This is a genomic window from Candidatus Saccharibacteria bacterium oral taxon 955 (assembly GCA_010202265.1).
GTDB lineage: Bacteria > Patescibacteriota > Saccharimonadia > Saccharimonadales > Saccharimonadaceae > Saccharimonas.
Genome location: CP047918.1, coordinates 854788 through 873056, shown reverse-complemented (window position 1 = coordinate 873056; position 18269 = coordinate 854788). Strand labels below are relative to the sequence as shown.

Sequence of the window (18269 nt, the reverse complement as noted above, 5' to 3'; positions counted from 1 at the left end):
GGGTTTCCCTCCATCTCCTTGCTGATTACTGATTCTATGATAGCGAAAGAGAAAGTTTTCCACAACTATATTGGTGTTGTGGATTTTTTTGACACAAAGCAGGGCATCTAGAGGTGTGATTTATCCACATTTTGCAACCACCTCTGTTATTTTTGTGTATAAGTTTGTTTAATATGTGGATAAATTTAGTGACGAGGCTATAATTCCGATGTAATTTCAAGCGAGATATTGATTCTTGGTCTATGTCAGGGTATAATAATAGAGATATGCCAAAGCGAACATACCAACCACACACCCGCCACCGTGCAAAAACCCATGGTTTCCGCGCGCGTGTTGCGACAAAAGCTGGTCGTGCGGTTCTCAAACGCCGTCGCGCTAAAGGTCGCGCAAAAATCGCCCTTTAAGCTTTGTAAACACCGCCTCCTACCAGAGAGGCGGTATTTTATGTATACTTATCTGTATGCTTAGTGCTTCATTACGATTTCACGGCCATGGTAGTTTGCGTTTTTTATATAAAAACGCCAGCGCCTATCGATCTCGTTTGATGACGCTAAAAATTGTCGCCAACCCATATAGAAAACTACCTCGTGTATCGGTTGTTGTTAGTAAAAAGGTTCATAAGTCTGCTGTAGGACGTAATCGTATTCGGCGTCGTCTGTATGAAATCATGCGTCACGAATTACCACGTCTAAACGGTGTTTATGATATTGCGATCATCGTCACCAATGGAGAAGTGTTGTCGGCGGAGCATATAGAGCTTCAAAGTGCTGTTCGCGATTTACTTTCTCAGGCTAAGGCTCTCTAGCTGGTAGCACCAGAGGTTGACTAGTGGTATACTAGGAGAAACTATTTAGCTGGAGTAAACATGTTTGAAACTATTGTCGTGAAACCGATATTTAATGCCCTGATGCTACTTTATAGCATTATTCCTGGTGGTGATTTCGGTGTTGCAATTATTCTATTTACGATTTTGATTCGTATCGTAATCTATCCACTTGTCAAAAAACAGCTTCATCAAACCAAGATGATGCGCAAGATACAGCCGGAGCTTGCTAAGATAAAGGATAAGGCGAAGGGTGATAAGCAACTTCAGGCAGTTATGCAGATGGAGCTTTACAAAAAATATGGTATTAGTCCATTTAGGTCAATTTTAATTCTGCTTATTCAGCTACCAATTCTTATCGGACTCTATCAAGTTATTCAGGTGATGGTCTTGCATCGTGACAAGGTCGCATATTTTGCCTATGATGCCGTCAAGCAGATTGACGCCGTAAAGAAGATCATTGAAAACCCAGATAACTTTAATCACACAATGCTTGGGTTTATTGATCTGACAAAAACAGCTTTTTCTGACAATAAGCTCAATATAGCGATTCTTGTATTGGCGCTTATCTCGGCGGCGACCCAGTACATAATGAGCAAGCAGACAATGCCGACAAACAATAAACCTCCAAAGAAGTTTCGTGAGATTATGGCTGAGGCCGCCTCTGGTAAGGAATCTGACCCGAGTGAAATGAGTACGACCATGATGAATAATATGGTGAAATTTATGCCTATCATGATGTTCTTTATCATGATTAATCTGCCAGGTGCGCTAGCCCTATATACCACCGTATCTAACTTGGTTGCTACCGCTCAGCAACACTACCTACTCCAGAAGGACACTGAGGAGATGGACGAGATTGCTAACGAGATTATCGAAAGCAAGACCGCGAAACAATCAAAGTCAAAGGCTGAATCGCGAAAGAAAAAGGCGAGTGAAGCACGTATTACGCGGATCAAGGCGAAGGGATAAGGAGGTATGATGAATAAACAGCAGTCAATTGAGTTTGCGAGGACATTCCTTCAGGATATAATCTCGTTTTTTGGTGAGAATATTGATGTAGAGGCCGATGTCGAGGGAGATGTTATTGAGCTTTATGTAGAGTCGTCAGATTCAAACAGTATTCTGATTGGTCGTAATGCCGAAACATTGCGAAGTCTACAGTATTTAGTGTCAACAGCGCTTCGCAACAAAGACGCATCGTTAACTCGGGTAAATGTCGATATCGCTGACTATAAAAAACAGCGAGAAGAAAAGATTGCCGAAAAAGCTCGTGGATGGATCGAAGAGGTTCGAGCAACTGGTAATAGCCACATAGCACGCATCAATGCTGCTGATCGACGAATTGTTCATCGTGTCGCCAGTGAATATAGCGACATACGCACTTACTCAGAGGGGGAGGGGCGAGACCGGCATATCATTATTGCTCAGGCAAGCGCTTAGAAAATTACAGACAGTAACTAGTGAGTAAATAGACCGTGGGAAATGCTGCTACGGTCTATTGTTGTTTGTCGAGAACCTTCAGGTAGATAGCGTGTGTTTCTTCGGCCATACGCCGCCAAGAGTAGCGTGCGACCTGTGCGTAACCACGCTTTACCATGTCCTGACGTAGTTCTGGCGAACGAAGAACGCGGTCAATGGTTTGTTTCATATCGGTCACATCGGTTGGGTCAAAATACTCGGCGGCGTTACCGAGTATCTCTGGTAGACAAGATGCTCGACTCGAGATGACTGGTGTGCCATAGGCCATTGCTTCAAGTGGCGGTAGGCCAAAGCCTTCCATAAGAGATGGGAATACATACGCCTCAGCCTTTTTGAATAACCAGTCACGCTGGTCGTCCTCGATAAAGCCAGTGAAATGAATATTTTTGTAGCCAAGTTTTTTATAGTGAGCTTGGTTTCGTTTCGTGTCTTCGTTCATTCGGCCAACAAAAACTAAGCCAAGATTAGGGTATTGGTCTAGGAGTTCTTGGTGAGCCGCGGCTAGGCGACGCAGATTTTTGTAGTCGGGTTGTTGACCGACGTACATGATAAATTGTTTGTAGGGGATGTTATACTTACGGAGCTTACCCTTGTGAGTTTCGCCAGCCTCGTAGACAACACTGATGCGATCGTCTGGTATCTGGGTAAACTCCTGATATTCTTTCTTGGTATTTTGGCTGATTGCAATGACGTGATCGCTGATTGTAGCAACGCGCTTAAATACCCAGCGTCCAACAAGTTGCTTGAGGTGAAAAATTAGCCAATTCTTATCCGAGTTATAGGTTTTTAGGAGTGTCAGGTCGTGTACTGTTGTAACTCGCTTACCCCTATAAAGCAGAGGTTGCTGAGGCATACAAAAATGAACCAGGTCGGGTGATAGGTTGTCTAAAAATCGCTTAAAACCAATCTGCTCGGCAAATGAGTAATTATCAAAATCTGCTACTCTGACCGTGAAGTTTTTTGCAGTTGGTGTCCAATAATTTTCGTCTTTTTTACGAACCAATACGCTATAGTCGTTTTCGTGGTCAATTTCCTGGAGATATTTCAAGAGTTTAGCAACATAAGTGCCTGTACCAGAATTGATAATACGAGCGTCAATTGCAATATGCATATTTCTAGTATACGGTATACTAAAAGGAGAGTAAAAGAAGGGAGTGACTATGTCAGAATTTTCTCAGCGAATGGATCAACTCAAATCAACCGAGGAACGAAACAAAGAGGTTCTAATGAAAGAAATTATTGAATCGGCGGAGGCCTCTGGCTACACGGTTGCTGATGTTGATGTCAACCGACCGTGGGGTGGTTTTGTACGCTTTGATTACGCTGACGGCGATCGTTTTGTGGAAGAGTTTTTCCCGGGTGTAGATCCAGTTCAGGCAAGGCTCGGAAACCCTCAGGCAGAGTTGAGTCCAAAAATCCTGCTTGTAACGCCAGAGCAACGACTTAGTTGGCAGGTGCATTCCCGACGTGCCGAGCGCTGGGTATTTCTCAATGATGGAGGATATTACAAGAGTACAGATCCAGATAATCCTGGTGAGCTAGTTCTCGCAAAAGCGGGTGATGTTGTGCAGTTCGAGGCGGGGGAATGCCACCGTTTGGTTGGTGCACCAAATAACGTTACGTTAGTTGCAGAGATATGGCAGCATACTGACCCAGAACACCCGTCAGATGAGGATGATATTGTTCGCCTCCAGGACGACTACAAGCGCTAGGATTTTTTAAACACTAACTTGTCGTAAAGGATGTAATTCCAAGTCATCGATACGGCAGTCGCGATAAGTTTAGTGACTAATAGCCCCATCTCAGATGATCTTAAAAGTTTACTGAGGTGGGGCAGTACGAGCCAGATAACTCCAGTTTGTAGTACCCATAGTCCAAATAGGGTCACGGCTACAAAAAGGATCATTTCGCGGACAATGTTTGTCCCCGATGACCTGAAGGTGTATTTTTTGTTGGCAAAGAAGCTGAACACGAATGCGATACTTGTCGAAAATATATTTGCCGTGGTGGCCATTAGGCCGACTGATTTGAGTATAAACAGTAATCCAAAATCAAGCGCAGTATTGATAACGCCAATCAGACCAAAGCGTATTAGCTGGGACTTATTTTTCATGGTGCGCTTCGTGATATTCCTCGACAAAATACAGAGGTCGGCGCTTGGTTTCATTAAATATTCTACCAATGTACTCACCGATGATGCCTAGGCTGAGTAGCTGAACTCCACCGAGAAACAAGATAACAGCAAGAGTTGACGAATAGCCTGGTACGGTTGGTACGCCAAAGAATGGGCGAATTAGTAGGTACGCGATATAGAAAAAGGCAACTACTGATACAATTGCGCCAATATAGGTGGATATTCTCAACGGTGCGGTCGTGAAGCTTGTAATACCATCGATAGCGAGATTGATTAGTTTGGCATAATTCCATTTTGTTGTACCGGCGGCTCGCGGGTCTCGGTCGTAGAGGATTTCCTTTTTCTTGAATCCTACCCAGCTATACATACCCTTTGTGTAGCGTTCTGATTCGCGAAACTCCTGTAGGGCATCAACAAATCGACGACTCATCAGGCGAAAGTCGCCAGTATCGATCTGAATTGGAATACGAGTTGAGTTTTGGAGGATTCGGTAATAGGTTTGGCTGGTAATTTTTTGAGCCAACTTTCGCCAGCTCGCGTACGACGACGGGCGTAAACGTCATCATAGCCTTCTTCCCAGTATTTGAGCATCTCATTTATCAGCTCGGGTGGATCTTGAAGGTCAGCGTCTATATTAACAACCGCATCTCCTTTGGCATAGTCAAACCCTGCAAGCATGGCTGTTTCTTTGCCAAAATTTCGGCTGAAATTGACATAGCTAATACGCTTATCTTTTTTTGCCTGAGATTGAATTATCTCAAGAGTTCGATCTCGGCTGCCGTCATTTATAAATAAAAACTCGAAACGATAAGCGTAGTTATCTGAGGCAAGTGTGTCGAGTCTCTTAAAGAGAAGGGGTAGGACCTCTTCTTCGTTGTAGGCTGGTATCAAGATGGAAACAAGCTTTTTCGTCATACAACTAGTATACTACCTTATCAGACTGATAAGTTCGACGATATTGTTGGCTGTTATTGCCCCTGATTTCTTGAGATGGGCGGTTTTAGTGTCTGCTGATTCTAAGTTGTTATTGAGTATTGCACCAGCATGACCCATCTGGACGCCAGCTGGAGCGCTATGACCGGTGATATAGGCATAAACCGGTTTCGTGACGTAGTTTTTGATATATTCAGATGCCTTAATTTCTTCGGTCCCACCAATTTCACCAATCATAACGATCCGTTTTATGTCTGGGTCACTTTCAAACATCTCTAAGCAGTCGACAAAGCTGGTTCCTCGAATCATATCTCCGCCAATACCGATGATGTATTTCTGGCCAAAGCCAGCTTTGGTTAAGAGGTCGACGGCTTCATAAGTGAGGGTACCACTTCGACTAACGACTGCGGTGTCACCTGAAGTTGCTAGCTGAGCTGGAATAATACCGAGTGAATGAACGCCAGGAATGAGCACGCCAGGACAATTTGGTCCGATGAGAATAGAGTCACTTCCCTGTATATGTTGTGATATTTGCAACATATCGTGAACTGGAACATGCTCGGTGATGCAAATAATTAGCGAGATGCGAGCGTTGATTGCTTCGATAATTGCTTTTTTGGCGTATCTGGCTGGCACAAATATTATGGATATATCAACCGCCATGTCTTTTTTAATAGCTGAAATTGAATTGTAAACAGGTATATTTTCTATGGTCGTACCAGCTTTGGTTGGTGATGTGCCGGCAACTATGTTTGTTCCATGTTTAATCATGTTGCGGGCATGAAACGACCCTTGAGTGCCGGTGATGCCTTGGATTATGACATTTTTTCCAGTAAATATGTGCTTATCCATGCTGGATTCCTTGGATACACACTGATAGGTTGGGGCATAGAACTAAATCTTCGTCATCAAGTATAGCAAAAGCCTCTTTACTACCAGTTCCACTGAGGCGGACATATAGCTTTGGGAGATATTCGAAGTGTTTTTTGGCTTGGATGATAGCGCTAGCGACGTCATCACAACGCACTATTCCACCGAAAACATTGACGATAATCGCTTCTATATTCGGAAGCTGTGTAACTAGAGATAAGCTTTTGATGACATCGTCAGTCGTCGTCTTGCCTCCTAGATCGAGGAAGTTAGCTGGTGATAGGTTGGCGGATTTTATGGCGTCAACCGTTGCCATCGCTAGGCCGGCGCCGTTGGCAATTGTAGCCACTTTGCCTTCTGGGTCGAGATATACAAAGTTTTTGTTAGCTGGCTTATCTTCAAAATTCCAGTCGGGGTGACGAAATAGCGCATTGTCGTCGAGTGTTACCTTGCAGTCACCCGCGACTAGATTGCCTTGCTTGGTTAGAATAAGTGGATTTATCTCTAGTAGGGTCATGTCATTGTTGATGAAACACCGATAGAGATTTTCTATAAGTTCGGCTAGGGCAAAAGCATGACTCTCGAGATGGTATATTTCCGCTAGAGATTCACCTATGACACTAAATGGTCCATCGGTATTTAGGGTAGAAAAATTATCTTGAGCCTCCACTTCAACTCCACCGCTAGGATGTGCGAGAACATCTATCGCTACGGTGGTGCTGTTGATGGTGAGCGATAGATAGAGTTCGCGATCTATATCCAGGGCTTTTTCGATCAGAATCTTGTTTGGTAGGTAATTTTGAATTCTAGTGTTAGCGATTTTGTTTATCGCTTCTTCTAGACTAGGTCTATCTTTTGCGAGTAAAACTCCTCCCGCTTTGCCTCGCCCTCCAATTGGAACTTGAGATTTTACGACTAGCGGATGGGGAGGGTCTATTTTATATTTTTCACCAGGTGAAACAAGTGCCACCTCTGTTGGTGTTAGAATGTCGTATTTACGTAAAATGCGCTTTGCTTCGTACTCGAGAAGTTTCATGCATATTATATTGTAGCTTAAGTTAAAAGCAGTGCCATAACAGTGTATAATGAGTGTCAGATTAAGCGCATAATTTAGAGGAGAGATATGTCAGAAGTAAAACGTGCACTTATTACAGGTATTGCGGGACAGGATGCTGGGCATCTTGCGAAGCTTCTTCACGAAAAAGGCTATGAGGTGTATGGTACGCTTCGCGGACAGCTTGAAGCTAGCCACCCACGTTATCAGGAGGTTACCAAAGAGTTTCCGTATGTCAAAATTGTACTAGCAGATTTGACGGATATCTCGGCGATGACAAAGGCGATCCAGGAGATAAAGCCTGATGAAGTCTATAACCTAGCAGCAATTAGCCACGTTGGTTATTCGTTCCGAAACCCATTGATGACGGCTGATGTTACTGGCAAGGCTGTCTTGTCAGTGCTTGAGGCGATTCGAATGGCGGGTCTCGAAAAAACAACCCGCTTCTATCAGGCGTCGACGTCAGAGATGTTCGGCGGTACGGCCTACAACCGTCCAGAGGCGGGCTATAACGAGAGCTCAGCCTTTCACCCGCGTAGTCCATACGGTGTCGCTAAGCTTTATGGCTACTGGATAACAAAGAACTACCGCGAAAGCTACGATATGTTTGCGGTTAGTGGTATCTTGTTTAATCACGAAGGCGAGCGACGCGGTCCTGAGTTTGTGACAAGGAAGATCAGCCAGGCGGTAGCTCGCATCAAGCACGGTAAGCAGGAGTATATCGAGCTTGGTAATCTAGATGCGATGCGTGATTGGGGATATGCGGGTGATTACGTAGAAGGAATGTGGCGGATGCTTCAGCAGGATACGCCAAATGACTACGTTCTTGCAACAGGTGAGACACACTCAATTCGTGAATTTTGTGAACTCGCCTTTAAGGAAGTGGGGATGGAATTAACTTGGCGTGGTGAAGGCGAAAATGAAGAGGGTGTTGATCAGAACGGTGTTGTTCGTATCAAGATCAACCCTGATTTTTACCGCCCTGCAGAGGTAGATCTACTCCTCGGTGATCCATCACGAGCTGAAAAAGAGCTTGGTTGGGAGCGTCAAGTAGACTTCCCTGGACTTGTTAAGTTGATGGTTGAACACGATCTAGAGCGCGAAGGGTAATTCGATTACTAACAATAAATAGGGGCACCAGCAGGTGTCCTTATTTATTTGGTTATGAGGCTTTATTTGTCGCGCGACGAGTCTGCTATAAAGTCAGCAATCGTCTGCTCAATATCATATTGAGGCTGCCAACCGAGTTCTTTACGGATCCTCGATGAATCGCCGTATATGTCCATGATGTCTGATGGGCGAATTTTTGAAGGGTCAATCGATACTTTTATGTCGGTGTAGTTCCCTATTCTTTCGACGAGTGCGAGAATGTCTTTGCCCGATAGGCTCTTGCCTGAGCAGATATTGTAAAGCCTGTGATCGAGGGAGTCGGCAAGGGCAAGGGCTTTGTATCCGGCGACGATATCACGTACGTCGGTATAGTCGCGTCTTGTATTGAGATTTCCGACCTGTATTTCACCGCCACTACCAACGGAAGATAGTTGGGCGTAGATATCCGGCAGGATGAAGCCTTCCTTCTGGCCCGGCCCGATATGATTAAAGGGTCTAGCAATAACAGCATCTAGACCGCGATTACGGAAGTAATCAACGACATGCTCACTGGCTAGTTTACCGATTGCGTATGGTGAAGTTGGGCTAGTAGCTGACTCTTCGCTTATCGGTAGTGGTTGGTTTGGATCGTATAGAGCGCCACTACTTACAACAATAGCGCGGCCCTGCATATTGCTAGTTTTTGCATGATCTAGCAGGTTGTAGGTCATAACAGCATTGTCAGAGATATATCGTTGAGCTTGGTCAAATGATCGACTTACAGCAGACAAGCCAGCGAGATGAATAATTGCACGGGCGTTATTTAGATCTATGTTATTTACTGAGTCGACATCAAGAAGGTTACACGACACATAAGTATCTAATTTATGGGCAACTTTTTCGTTTGGGTTATTGTCAGAGCCTATACCGACAACCTCAAACCCATCTTCCTTAAATGTGTCGACGACATGTTCGCCAACAAATCCATTTACACCAGTAACGATAATTTTTTCGGACATATGTACTCCATTAGTAAAGTCTATCTACTAGTATAGCGTAACTGTAGTGAGTGCCAAATGGCTGGGCTATTTTTTGTCAATGAGAGCCTGAAATGCCTTAATAACAAGATTAGCGTTTGATTTCCAGCTGTATTTAGCGAGTTCTTTACTCTGATGTCGAGCGAGATTCTGTCTAAGCTTGGCGTCGTCTAGTAGTTTACTGATTGCGGTTGCGATTGAGTCGGGGTCGTCTTGATTGAAGTAGACGGCGGCCTGGCCTGCTACCTCGTGAAACACAGGGATATCACTTATGGCAACTGGTATGGAGTATTGCATAGCTTCGAGGATAGGCATGCCAAACCCCTCGTAGTGTGAAGGCAGAGTGAAGCAGGCGGTATTTTTGTATAGAACAGCTTTTTCTTTGTCGGTGATGTAGCCTGTGGTTATGATGTTGTAGCCTTTTGATTTATAGTCTGATATAGCCTGACGAATCTCTTCATCTTTCCAGCCTTTGCCTCCAGCGAGAACGAGAGGGTGAGTGGACCTAATTTTTTCTGGCAAATGAGAATAGGCGATGATTAGATTTTTTAGATTTTTTCTGGGTTCGATTGTACCGAGATAGAGAATGTATTTATGTTTAGTGAGCGAAAATTTTTTGAGTATCGACGGCTCTTTCTCTACGGGATAAGGAGGGGGTGACACTGGAGGGATCGGCGTAACAACTATAGGGCAGGTTATGGACGGGAATAATTCCTTAATTCGTTTTTTTGTAAACTCTGAAATTGTAATAATCAGGTCAGCGGATTGAATAGATTTGGTTGAAAATGACTCTAGGTAGGCAAGATTCTTTTGCTCGGTAAAGTCTGGGTGGTCTATGAACCCTAGGTCGTATACAATCAAGGCGACTTTTGAATATGGTGAAGTTGGGAGAGAGACATAATTAGTAAAAAGCGTCACGTGATAATTACTGGTTTTTGTAAAAAAACTAAGAGGAGGCTGCCAGCCTAGCCGACGAGTTACCGAAAGGGTCTTTCCCGGGATTAGAGAGATTCTTTCAAAACGAGTATTTTTTAGGGTTGGCGTAGGTGTTTTATTTTTTCCGAGAAAATCAAAATAATACCCAGTGAGATCAACACTATCAGTTTTAGCGAGTGACTGGACTAGGTAGTCGACAAAATAACCAACACCAGTTTTGTGTTTATCTACCATCGGACCAGCTTCAAATAGAACACGCAATTTAGCCATAGTCTGTAGTCTAGTATACATATTTACAGTATAGTTAGATATAATTAAGAAAACACAAGAAATAGGGGTCTATTATGAAAGAAGGGGCACTGGGGTCTGTGTCTGAGGTGTATACTGATGGTCTCTCGGCCATCAAAAGGGGTTTTCTAACTAATTATTTCAGTGAGGGGTGGTCATGATACGAAAAATATCACTAGCAGTTGGACTGATGGGTGCTTTGTCGCTACTTACTAGCAATCACGTGTCGGCGGCAGCGCCCAGCCTTAAGTGGTCTCGTGATTTGCCAGGAGCTGTTATACGAGAGTCTTCTCCTATGCCAATAAATTTTGACGGTGGATCAAAAGATATTATTTTTGGGGCACACAACGGTCAAGTTTATATCCTAAACGGTGACACGGGTAATTATACACCCAATTGGCCCCAACCAACCGTCCGTCCAATTAACTCATCGGCGAGTAGCGCTGATGTTGACGGAGACGGTAAGTTAGATATTTTTATCGGATCAGGAACGTCGGACACCGATCACTGCAGCGGCGGTGGTATGTATCGGTTTGCCATCAACGGTAGTATAAAGAGGTATACACCAACGTTTGATGGCTCAATAAACTGTATATCAGGCGTTCAGTCCTCGCCTGTGATTGGCGACACAAACAATAACAACCAGCCAGATATTGCGTTTGGAACGCTCGGTCTTCGTTCTTGGTCAATCAACCCAGACGGCAACCAAAATGTAGGTTGGCCAATGTACTGGGACGACACCCAGTTTGCTACGCCAGCCCTTGCTGATGCAAACGGTGACGGAGTAACCGATATCATTATGGGCGGCGACTCAACTCCTGGCGGTGTTGTAGATCATAGAGGTGGAATGGTTCGCACTGTCACCGGAGAAGGTTCTGTGATTTGGGAGTATAGAGTAGATGAAATGGTTCGTTCATCTCCAGTTGTCGGTGATATTGACGGCGACGGTGTTTCTGAGGTTATTTTTGGTACTGGCAACTATTGGGCGAGTCAGCCGGGTGGGGCGAGAGACTCAACTAAGATATTCGTTCTCAATCTAAGGACTGGGCAACTAAAGTGGTCAAAGGATCTCGGTGCGCAAACGCTCGCTTCTCCTGCTCTAGGTGACGTCGATGGTGATGGTGTGCGTGATATCGTGATAGGAACTTGGCAGGGGCCTCAAGCAGGAAAAATATGGGCCATCAAAGGCAACGGTGCAATGGTGCCTGGTTTTCCACGATCGAGTGCTGGTGGTATAGTGCTAGGACAAGTCAGTTTGGCAGACCTAAATAACGATGGCCGACAGGATATACTCGTGCCAACCGGGGGTGGTGTGTTTGCCTATAGCGGTAACGGCGGTGGACTGCTCTGGGGTATACGACAAGGCGTGGCATCGTATCAGAATAGCCCGTATATAGGTGATATTGATGGCAACGGGAAGCTAGATATAGTGATAGCTGGAACCCGACCAAATGGTACCGGTATAGTTGATCGATATGAGTTTTCTACAGCTGTTGAGGCGCGACTTGGTAACGCTGGTTGGCCGATGTTTCATGGCGACGATAGGCTAACTGGTAACGTAACACCACCACCACTAAGGCAGAATATTCATATTCCACCTGGAGCAAAGGGTCGGGGATATATGATGGCGTCTAAAACCGGTCAAGTCTACTGCTTTGGGTCAGCAGTATGCAAGGGTTCGGTGACTAGCCCGCTTACCCGACCGATTGTTGATATAGCCTCAGTTCCAAACAAGAACGGTTACTGGATGGTAGCAAGCGACGGCGGTATATTCTCCTTCGGTGATGCTGGCTTCCATGGTTCGACGGGAAATATCACACTCAACAAACCAATCGTCGGCATGGCGGCAACGCCAAGTGGTAACGGTTACTGGATGGTAGCAAGCGACGGCGGTATATTCTCCTTCGGTGATGCTGGCTTCCATGGTTCGACGGGAAATATCACACTCAACAAACCAATCGTCGGCATGGCGGCAACGCCAAGTGGTAACGGTTACTGGATGGTAGCAAGCGACGGCGGTATATTCTCCTTCGGTGATGCTGGCTTCCATGGTTCGACGGGAAATATCACACTCAACAAACCAATCGTCGGCATGGCGGCAACGCCAAGTGGTAACGGTTACTGGATGGTAGCAAGCGACGGCGGTATATTCTCCTTCGGTGATGCTGGCTTCCATGGTTCGACTGGGAATATCAAATTAAATAAGCCGATTGTAAGTATTATTAAAACCTCGACCGGTAACGGCTACTGGATGGTAGCAAGCGACGGAGGTATATTCTCCTTCGGTGACGCTGGCTTCCATGGCAGTGTAAATGTAGGTGGTGGTGTTGTCTCGGGTACTGGTCAGGCTGGTGATTAGGTCCTCGATATCGTATAATAGACAGAGATTATGGGAACGAAACTACGAAGTAAATCCTCGCTTAGTCATTCTACTATCCTACTTCGCGAGCTAGTGTTAACCGATTTTAAACTACGTTATCAAGGATCTGTGCTAGGGTATGTGTGGTCGCTGCTCAGGCCACTTGCACTGTTTGTTATTTTGTACTTTATCTTTGTTAAGTTTTTGAAAATTGGTCATGACATTGATCATATGCCGGTTTATCTCTTGCTCGGAATCGTTCTATGGAACTATTTTGCCGAGGTGACCAACGGTGGAGTCGCTGCTATCGTCAGCAAGGGTGATCTGATCCGAAAGATAAACTTTCCGAAATACGTGATCGTGCTGGCTGGTTCGCTCTCGGCGCTAATAAACTTGTTCATAAACCTTTTGGTTGTTGGCTTGTTTATGGTTATCAATAAGGTGCCACTGACTCTACCGATTGTCTGGCTACCTCTTTTGATCATCGAGCTGTTCATTCTCTCGATTGGAGTTGCCTTCCTGTTGAGCGCAGTATTTGTGAGGCTGCGTGATATGAATTATATCTGGGAAGTGTTTATGCAAGGATTCTTTTATGCCACGCCGATTCTGTATCCGATTACACTTTTGCCAGCGGGGGCTGCGAAGATACTACTGCTTAGCCCGGTTGCTCAGATTATTCAGGACATACGCTACGTTATGATAACGCCTCAAACCCAAACTGTAGGGACCGTTTATGGTAATGAATTGATGAGGCTAGTACCGGTTGGTTTGGTGATTGTGATTGCGATTGGTGCGTGGAAGTTCTTTACTGCGCGACAAGATAGGTTTGCGGAGGATATCTAGATGGCTGAGCGAAAAAAGCATGAAAGCACGGCGGTAGTTTCGGTAAAAAATGTCAGTAAATCATTTGTATTGCCTCACGAGAAAAAAACCTCAATCAAACAAGCGTTTACAGGCATGTTGCGCTCACACCGACGAGGCTTTGAGCATCAGCAGGCGCTCAAAAACATATCACTTGAGATAAAAAAAGGTGAGTTTTTCGGGATTTTGGGGCGAAACGGAAGTGGTAAAAGTACTTTGCTCAAAATTCTAGCTGGAATCTACCAGCCAACTAGCGGTAGTGTCAGGATTGAGGGTAAGCTTGTGCCATTTATCGAACTGGGTGTTGGGTTTAATCCAGAGTTGACGGGTCGAGAAAATGTTTATCTAAACGGTGCGCTACTCGGATTTACTAGGGCTGAGATAGCTGATATGTATGACGATATTGTGGCGTTCGCAGAGCTTGAGCGTTTCATGGACCAAAAGCTCAAGAACTACTCAAGCGGTATGCAGGTACGATTGGCGTTTTCGGTGGCAACTCGTGCGCAAGCAGATGTACTTTTGATTGACGAGGTGCTTGCGGTTGGTGACGCCGACTTCCAGAAGAAGTGTTTTGATTATTTCCGCAAACTAAAGGCAAGCAATACGACAGTCGTTTTTGTCACGCATGATATGAATGCGGTACGTGAATACTGTGACCGTGCGGTTTTGATTGAGGATAGCGAAGTTGTCGAGATTGGTCGCGCCTCAAAAATTGCTTCGATGTATACAAAAATGTTCATTAATCAAGACTCTGATGATGAGGAGCAAACCAAAAACTCACGCTGGGGAACCAAAGTGGTTACGATGGACAATATCAAAACAAGTGCCAAGCGCTACACCGACACTCACCCAACGGTTAGCTTCAGTTATACGCTGATTGCTCACGAAGACGTTCCTGATGCAGTGCCGGGTTTTATGATTAAATCTACTGCTGAGCAACACATCCTAGGAACAAATAGCGTCATATTAAAGCATGAGCCACTCAAGATGAAGGCTGGCGACAAGATAACAGTTAGCTTCGAGGTTCCAAATGTATTTAACACTGGTACTTATGTTATTGAGCCAGCTGTTATCTACAAGAATGGTACAGAAGTCGCTGAGTGGTGGGAAGAGGCCAAGACGTTTGATGTGTTTAAGGAGATGAAAACGCCATATCTGATTAACCCGCCTGTTACGTTTTCTGTCAAAGAGTGATTATGAGAAATATACGACCGATTAATGCCTATACCATATCTTATGCTCCCAACAGAGAGGACATAATACTAGACTCTTTGCTGGGGGATAAAAATAACGGAGTTTATGTAGATGTTGGAGCTGGTCATCCAGCATATTCTTCGGCAACACGATTCTTTTACGACCGTGGCTGGAGTGGGATTGATGTTACTCCTAGTGGACGACTTGAGGGGTTGCTGAAAAAATACCGAAGTCGCGACTTAATCATACATGGTTTTTTGAGCGATAAGTCGTCTGGTGAAATTATTTACCGTGAGCGCTTGGGTGAAGGAGACTTAGCTAACTATACTACAGAATATAAAGTTAAGGTTACGACACTCGGTGAGATTATCACATCTCACGACCTAGGCGAAATAGACTTCCTCAAGGTAAATGCAGGCAAAAAAGAACTTGAAGTATTGAGAGGCTGTGATTGGGACAAGATTCGACCACATATTATTTGTGTCGCGACCGACGGTGTGGCTAGTATTGATGACTATGCTAAATCGATTCAGTACGAACTCGTATACTCCGATGGCAAGAACCACTATTATGCTGATAAGAATTATTATGGCGATAAACTACCCCAAGTTGGTCGGGTGGTGTATGGTCCGTATGTAGTGACATTGAATGTCTGGGAAGAGCTTAATTTCTTGCATCAGCGCGTCACCTTTTTGAAAGATAAAATCCGCGATCTTGAGGAGACGCTTGAGGAAAGACCAGCTAACGAGGTTGATTCGATTAGGATGAGACAAATGGCGAAGATAGTTGCAAAAAAGGTTGATTTATTTACACAAGGCAAGCTTCTGCCAGCGACTGACTATGAGAACATCCGTCCTCAGCTAGACGGCGAGGAGGACGAAGGTTACGATTCACGAGTATGGTTTAGTTTGGCACAAAGATACACTAACGCTGGCAAGCTAAACAGATGGCACCCACGCCGGGTTGGTTTTGCTGTATATCGAAGGTTGAAGCGTGTCATAAAGAAAGTGGTAAAACGATGAGCAGTTCGGAACGCGAAGTCTTTATTATTGATTGTCAACTTTTGCAGACAAAGGCGTGGCATCGTGGTATGGGCAAGTATACGGCGCGAACGCTAGAGGCGTGGTGTGGTTCAGATAAGCTCATGACGAATACACCAGATATCAAGCTGTTATTTAATAGCCGGTTACCATATAGCGATGAGTTGAAAGATTTTGTAGAAGGCCTAAAAAGAGTCGAGGCTACTTTTCTTGCTCTTGATGTCCCTAACTATGAAGATTTGAGTTCAATAACCAAGGGTCAGAAGCGGAACCAGGCCATTATCGACGAGTATCTAAACAGAGGATTTCCCGGCGCAAAAGTGTCTTTTATGATTACTTCGCTGTTTCTCGATGAAGCTTGCCCAGTATTTCCGACTACTGCGCACAAGTCGCTGATCTACTATGATCTTATTCCGCTGATGTACGTCAGGAAGTATCTTGGCTATGGAGCGTCGGAACAGTTCTTCACGAGGTTTTCGGTACTATATCAGGCCGATATGGTGTTTGCGATCTCTGAGACAGTGGCAAACGACCTAACTAATTTCCTAGGTTTTTCTGCGGACAAAATAGTCAATATCCTCGGTGCATCTAATCAAAGCGTTGAAACTCGCCATGAGTCAAAACCCACTTTACCGATTGACCGACCGTTTATTATCATGCCGACGGGTGGTGATCCACGAAAGAATAATGAATTTGGTGTTAAAGCATTTAATAAATTTAATGTTGAGCACGATCACGCTTACCAACTGGTAATAACCTCGTATTTTAACGATGAACAAAAGAAGTCCCTGCGCAGTATCTGTGATGACATTATATTTACCGACAATGTCAGCGATGATGAACTGTGGTGGCTATACACCCACTCCGAAGGGGTGCTGTTCCCGAGCGAATATGAGGGATTGGGCATGCCGGTGCTTGAGGCGATGGATGCGGACAAACTTGTTGCCTGCTCTGATATTGCCGTGTTTAGGGAAATATCGGAGGATGCCTACTTCATGTTCTCACCATACTCAATCGATGAGGCGGTAGAGGCAATATATAGTATGGTGCACGCAGACGAAAAGGTCTGTAAGAAAAAGAAGAGTTACTACAAGGCAATCCAGGAGCGCTACACGTGGGAAAATACGGCGACGATTATCCGTGATCATATGCTAAACGGGCAAGTGTCTAGCCAGATTGACGATGAATCTAAGCCAAGCATTGCAATCGTTGCGCCGCACATTTGCGGTACGAGTGAGGCTGGACTATGGGCTACAAACCAGTATCTAAAGCTTGCTGAGAACTATCAGGTAGACTATTACTACGAAATGACCTCCTGGGATAAGATAGTTCGTCCTAGCACGATATCGTTTGTCACGAGGACATACAACATCTTAGAGCTCGATCAAGAGAAATATGATAAATACGATGCGGTTATTTATATTTATGACGGAGCAGATCGTTCACGGCTCACTGTGCTGGCGTCTCTGGGCGCGCCTGGTTTGTTCCTATGTGGAAAAAACGATATCGATGTCGCCCTCGATAAATTAGCCGAAGAGGGTTACATGACGCGCAGTCATCGCAGTAATTTATCAGCTGGTGATGTTGTCGATCGCTCAATTGGCTTTGTCGACATATATAAACACGACTCTAGCTTTTCTACTGATGTTCCACAACTTCCATACCGTCAAAGTCGTCGCATGTCGGCTAGTAGCCGGATAACACTTTCTATGGATGGCAGTGATCGCGACAAAGAAGGCGCCCTATACCTAAAGACGCTAACCAACGAGATTGATATGTCTCGTGTAGAGGTAAAGGTCATTTCAAGAAGCGCTATCAATGAAACAGCAAGATCAATAATTGATGATTGTCCGATTGACATAGCCGAGAAACTAACTGACCACGAGTATGCTTCGGTGCTCATGCGCTCAGACCTATATGTAGATTGTGATGGTCAGGAGTCGCTTGAAAGGTCGTTACGAATAGACACAGTTTCAACATTATCTATTCCGGTGCTATGTATCACTGAGAACTGTAAAACAACCGATGAGTTGCTGGCTGAGACATATCGCTGGTTGGCTGGTGGTTGTCTGGAGTCTGAAAAAGACGATTTATCACAAAAGGATAAAAAGACGCTAGCTGATTTAATTAAGGGAGTTGAAGGAAAGTCCGATAGAAAGGAGAAGTAGC

At 44.8% G+C, this 18269-nt stretch carries 17 protein-coding genes and 1 pseudogene; 11 read left to right on the top strand and 7 right to left on the bottom strand.

What is annotated here, in order from left to right; translation table 11 throughout:
• Positions 1 to 266 precede the first annotated feature (266 nt).
• The 4 genes from rpmH to GWK75_04660 are packed head-to-tail and all read left to right on the top strand — an operon-like array spanning position 267 to position 2266.
• Positions 267 to 404 carry a 50S ribosomal protein L34 gene (gene rpmH, locus GWK75_04675; GenBank protein QHU91693.1) on the top strand — a complete coding sequence of 46 codons (138 nt, stop codon included), beginning with the start codon at positions 267 to 269 and terminating at the stop codon, positions 402 to 404.
• 56 nt (positions 405 to 460) lie between these two features.
• The gene (gene rnpA / locus GWK75_04670) at positions 461 to 805 is read left to right on the top strand and encodes a ribonuclease P protein component (GenBank protein ID QHU91692.1); all 345 of its coding nucleotides are present in this window, start codon (positions 461 to 463) and stop codon (positions 803 to 805) included.
• 60 nt (positions 806 to 865) lie between these two features.
• Positions 866 to 1795, top strand: a complete 930-nt coding sequence (gene yidC, locus GWK75_04665) for a membrane protein insertase YidC (protein QHU91691.1) — start codon at positions 866 to 868, stop codon at positions 1793 to 1795.
• 9 nt (positions 1796 to 1804) lie between these two features.
• Positions 1805 to 2266, top strand: coding sequence for a KH domain-containing protein (locus GWK75_04660; protein QHU91733.1), 462 nt, complete (start codon positions 1805 to 1807; stop codon positions 2264 to 2266).
• Positions 2267 to 2321: 55 nt separating this feature from the next.
• On the opposite strand, the gene GWK75_04655 is transcribed toward GWK75_04660, so the two are convergent.
• Complete coding sequence (locus GWK75_04655) at positions 2322 to 3416, bottom strand: glycosyltransferase (GenBank protein ID QHU91690.1); 1095 nt, start codon at positions 3414 to 3416, stop codon at positions 2322 to 2324.
• A gap of 49 nt (positions 3417 to 3465) precedes the next feature.
• Between GWK75_04655 and GWK75_04650 the strand changes: the two genes are divergently transcribed.
• Positions 3466 to 4017, top strand: a complete 552-nt coding sequence (locus tag GWK75_04650; GenBank protein ID QHU91689.1) for a phosphoheptose isomerase — start codon at positions 3466 to 3468, stop codon at positions 4015 to 4017.
• Here the strand turns inward: GWK75_04650 and GWK75_04645 are convergent.
• From GWK75_04645 to GWK75_04630, 4 genes and pseudogenes are all read right to left on the bottom strand, one after another.
• Positions 4014 to 4382 (bottom strand): GtrA family protein, encoded by a 369-nt coding sequence (locus GWK75_04645; protein ID QHU91732.1) that lies wholly within the window; start codon positions 4380 to 4382, stop codon positions 4014 to 4016. The two genes, GWK75_04650 and GWK75_04645, sit on opposite strands and share 4 nt — an antisense overlap.
• A 25-nt stretch (positions 4383 to 4407) precedes the next feature.
• A pseudogene (locus GWK75_04640) lies at positions 4408 to 5354 on the bottom strand (glycosyltransferase).
• Between the two features lie 12 nt (positions 5355 to 5366).
• Entirely contained in the window at positions 5367 to 6224 is an 858-nt protein-coding gene (gene sucD / locus GWK75_04635) for a succinate--CoA ligase subunit alpha (protein QHU91688.1), read from the bottom strand.
• A complete protein-coding gene (locus GWK75_04630) occupies positions 6217 to 7278 on the bottom strand; it encodes a hypothetical protein (protein ID QHU91687.1) in 1062 nt (353 codons plus the stop codon). Before GWK75_04630 ends, sucD begins: the two co-directional genes overlap by 8 nt.
• A gap of 87 nt (positions 7279 to 7365) precedes the next feature.
• Between GWK75_04630 and gmd the strand changes: the two genes are divergently transcribed.
• Positions 7366 to 8406: a GDP-mannose 4,6-dehydratase gene (gene gmd, locus GWK75_04625; GenBank protein ID QHU91686.1), complete on the top strand. Its 1041-nt coding sequence runs from the start codon at positions 7366 to 7368 to the stop codon at positions 8404 to 8406.
• A 62-nt stretch (positions 8407 to 8468) separates the two neighbouring features.
• Here gmd and GWK75_04620 read toward each other — a convergent pair whose 3' ends face one another.
• Both GWK75_04620 and GWK75_04615 read right to left on the bottom strand, forming a co-directional pair.
• A complete protein-coding gene (locus GWK75_04620) occupies positions 8469 to 9404 on the bottom strand; it encodes an NAD-dependent epimerase/dehydratase family protein (protein ID QHU91685.1) in 936 nt (311 codons plus the stop codon).
• 66 nt (positions 9405 to 9470) lie between these two features.
• Positions 9471 to 10628 (bottom strand): glycosyltransferase, encoded by a 1158-nt coding sequence (locus GWK75_04615; GenBank protein QHU91684.1) that lies wholly within the window; start codon positions 10626 to 10628, stop codon positions 9471 to 9473.
• Between the two features lie 175 nt (positions 10629 to 10803).
• On the opposite strand from GWK75_04615, the gene GWK75_04610 reads away from it, so the two are divergent.
• The 5 genes from GWK75_04610 to GWK75_04590 are packed head-to-tail and all read left to right on the top strand — an operon-like array spanning position 10804 to position 18268.
• Positions 10804 to 13005 (top strand): hypothetical protein, encoded by a 2202-nt coding sequence (locus GWK75_04610; GenBank protein ID QHU91683.1) that lies wholly within the window; start codon positions 10804 to 10806, stop codon positions 13003 to 13005.
• 30 nt (positions 13006 to 13035) lie between these two features.
• The gene (locus tag GWK75_04605; GenBank protein ID QHU91682.1) at positions 13036 to 13848 is read left to right on the top strand and encodes an ABC transporter permease; all 813 of its coding nucleotides are present in this window, start codon (positions 13036 to 13038) and stop codon (positions 13846 to 13848) included.
• Positions 13849 to 15060, top strand: a complete 1212-nt coding sequence (locus tag GWK75_04600; protein ID QHU91681.1) for an ATP-binding cassette domain-containing protein — start codon at positions 13849 to 13851, stop codon at positions 15058 to 15060. It abuts the gene before it with no gap.
• A gap of 2 nt (positions 15061 to 15062) precedes the next feature.
• The gene (locus tag GWK75_04595) at positions 15063 to 16082 is read left to right on the top strand and encodes a hypothetical protein (GenBank protein ID QHU91680.1); all 1020 of its coding nucleotides are present in this window, start codon (positions 15063 to 15065) and stop codon (positions 16080 to 16082) included.
• Positions 16079 to 18268, top strand: coding sequence for a glycosyltransferase (locus tag GWK75_04590; protein ID QHU91679.1), 2190 nt, complete (start codon positions 16079 to 16081; stop codon positions 18266 to 18268). The genes GWK75_04595 and GWK75_04590 overlap by 4 nt, the downstream gene beginning before the upstream one ends.
• Position 18269: the final 1 nt, after the last annotated feature.

What these genes read in the sequence shown, in the direction of transcription:
- sucD (QHU91688.1), bottom strand. Translation starts at nt 6,224, where the DNA reads ATGGATAAGCACATATTTACTGGAAAAAATGTCATAATCCAAGGCATC.
- GWK75_04595 (QHU91680.1), top strand. Translation starts at nt 15,063, where the DNA reads ATGAGAAATATACGACCGATTAATGCCTATACCATATCTTATGCTCCC.
- GWK75_04610 (QHU91683.1), top strand. Translation starts at nt 10,804, where the DNA reads ATGATACGAAAAATATCACTAGCAGTTGGACTGATGGGTGCTTTGTCG.
- rpmH (QHU91693.1), top strand. Translation starts at nt 267, where the DNA reads ATGCCAAAGCGAACATACCAACCACACACCCGCCACCGTGCAAAAACC.
- GWK75_04660 (QHU91733.1), top strand. Translation starts at nt 1,805, where the DNA reads ATGAATAAACAGCAGTCAATTGAGTTTGCGAGGACATTCCTTCAGGAT.
- GWK75_04600 (QHU91681.1), top strand. Translation starts at nt 13,849, where the DNA reads ATGGCTGAGCGAAAAAAGCATGAAAGCACGGCGGTAGTTTCGGTAAAA.
- yidC (QHU91691.1), top strand. Translation starts at nt 866, where the DNA reads ATGTTTGAAACTATTGTCGTGAAACCGATATTTAATGCCCTGATGCTA.
- gmd (QHU91686.1), top strand. Translation starts at nt 7,366, where the DNA reads ATGTCAGAAGTAAAACGTGCACTTATTACAGGTATTGCGGGACAGGAT.
- GWK75_04620 (QHU91685.1), bottom strand. Translation starts at nt 9,404, where the DNA reads ATGTCCGAAAAAATTATCGTTACTGGTGTAAATGGATTTGTTGGCGAA.
- GWK75_04655 (QHU91690.1), bottom strand. Translation starts at nt 3,416, where the DNA reads ATGCATATTGCAATTGACGCTCGTATTATCAATTCTGGTACAGGCACT.
- GWK75_04650 (QHU91689.1), top strand. Translation starts at nt 3,466, where the DNA reads ATGTCAGAATTTTCTCAGCGAATGGATCAACTCAAATCAACCGAGGAA.
- GWK75_04590 (QHU91679.1), top strand. Translation starts at nt 16,079, where the DNA reads ATGAGCAGTTCGGAACGCGAAGTCTTTATTATTGATTGTCAACTTTTG.
- GWK75_04605 (QHU91682.1), top strand. Translation starts at nt 13,036, where the DNA reads ATGGGAACGAAACTACGAAGTAAATCCTCGCTTAGTCATTCTACTATC.
- rnpA (QHU91692.1), top strand. Translation starts at nt 461, where the DNA reads ATGCTTAGTGCTTCATTACGATTTCACGGCCATGGTAGTTTGCGTTTT.
- GWK75_04615 (QHU91684.1), bottom strand. Translation starts at nt 10,628, where the DNA reads ATGGCTAAATTGCGTGTTCTATTTGAAGCTGGTCCGATGGTAGATAAA.
- GWK75_04630 (QHU91687.1), bottom strand. Translation starts at nt 7,278, where the DNA reads ATGAAACTTCTCGAGTACGAAGCAAAGCGCATTTTACGTAAATACGAC.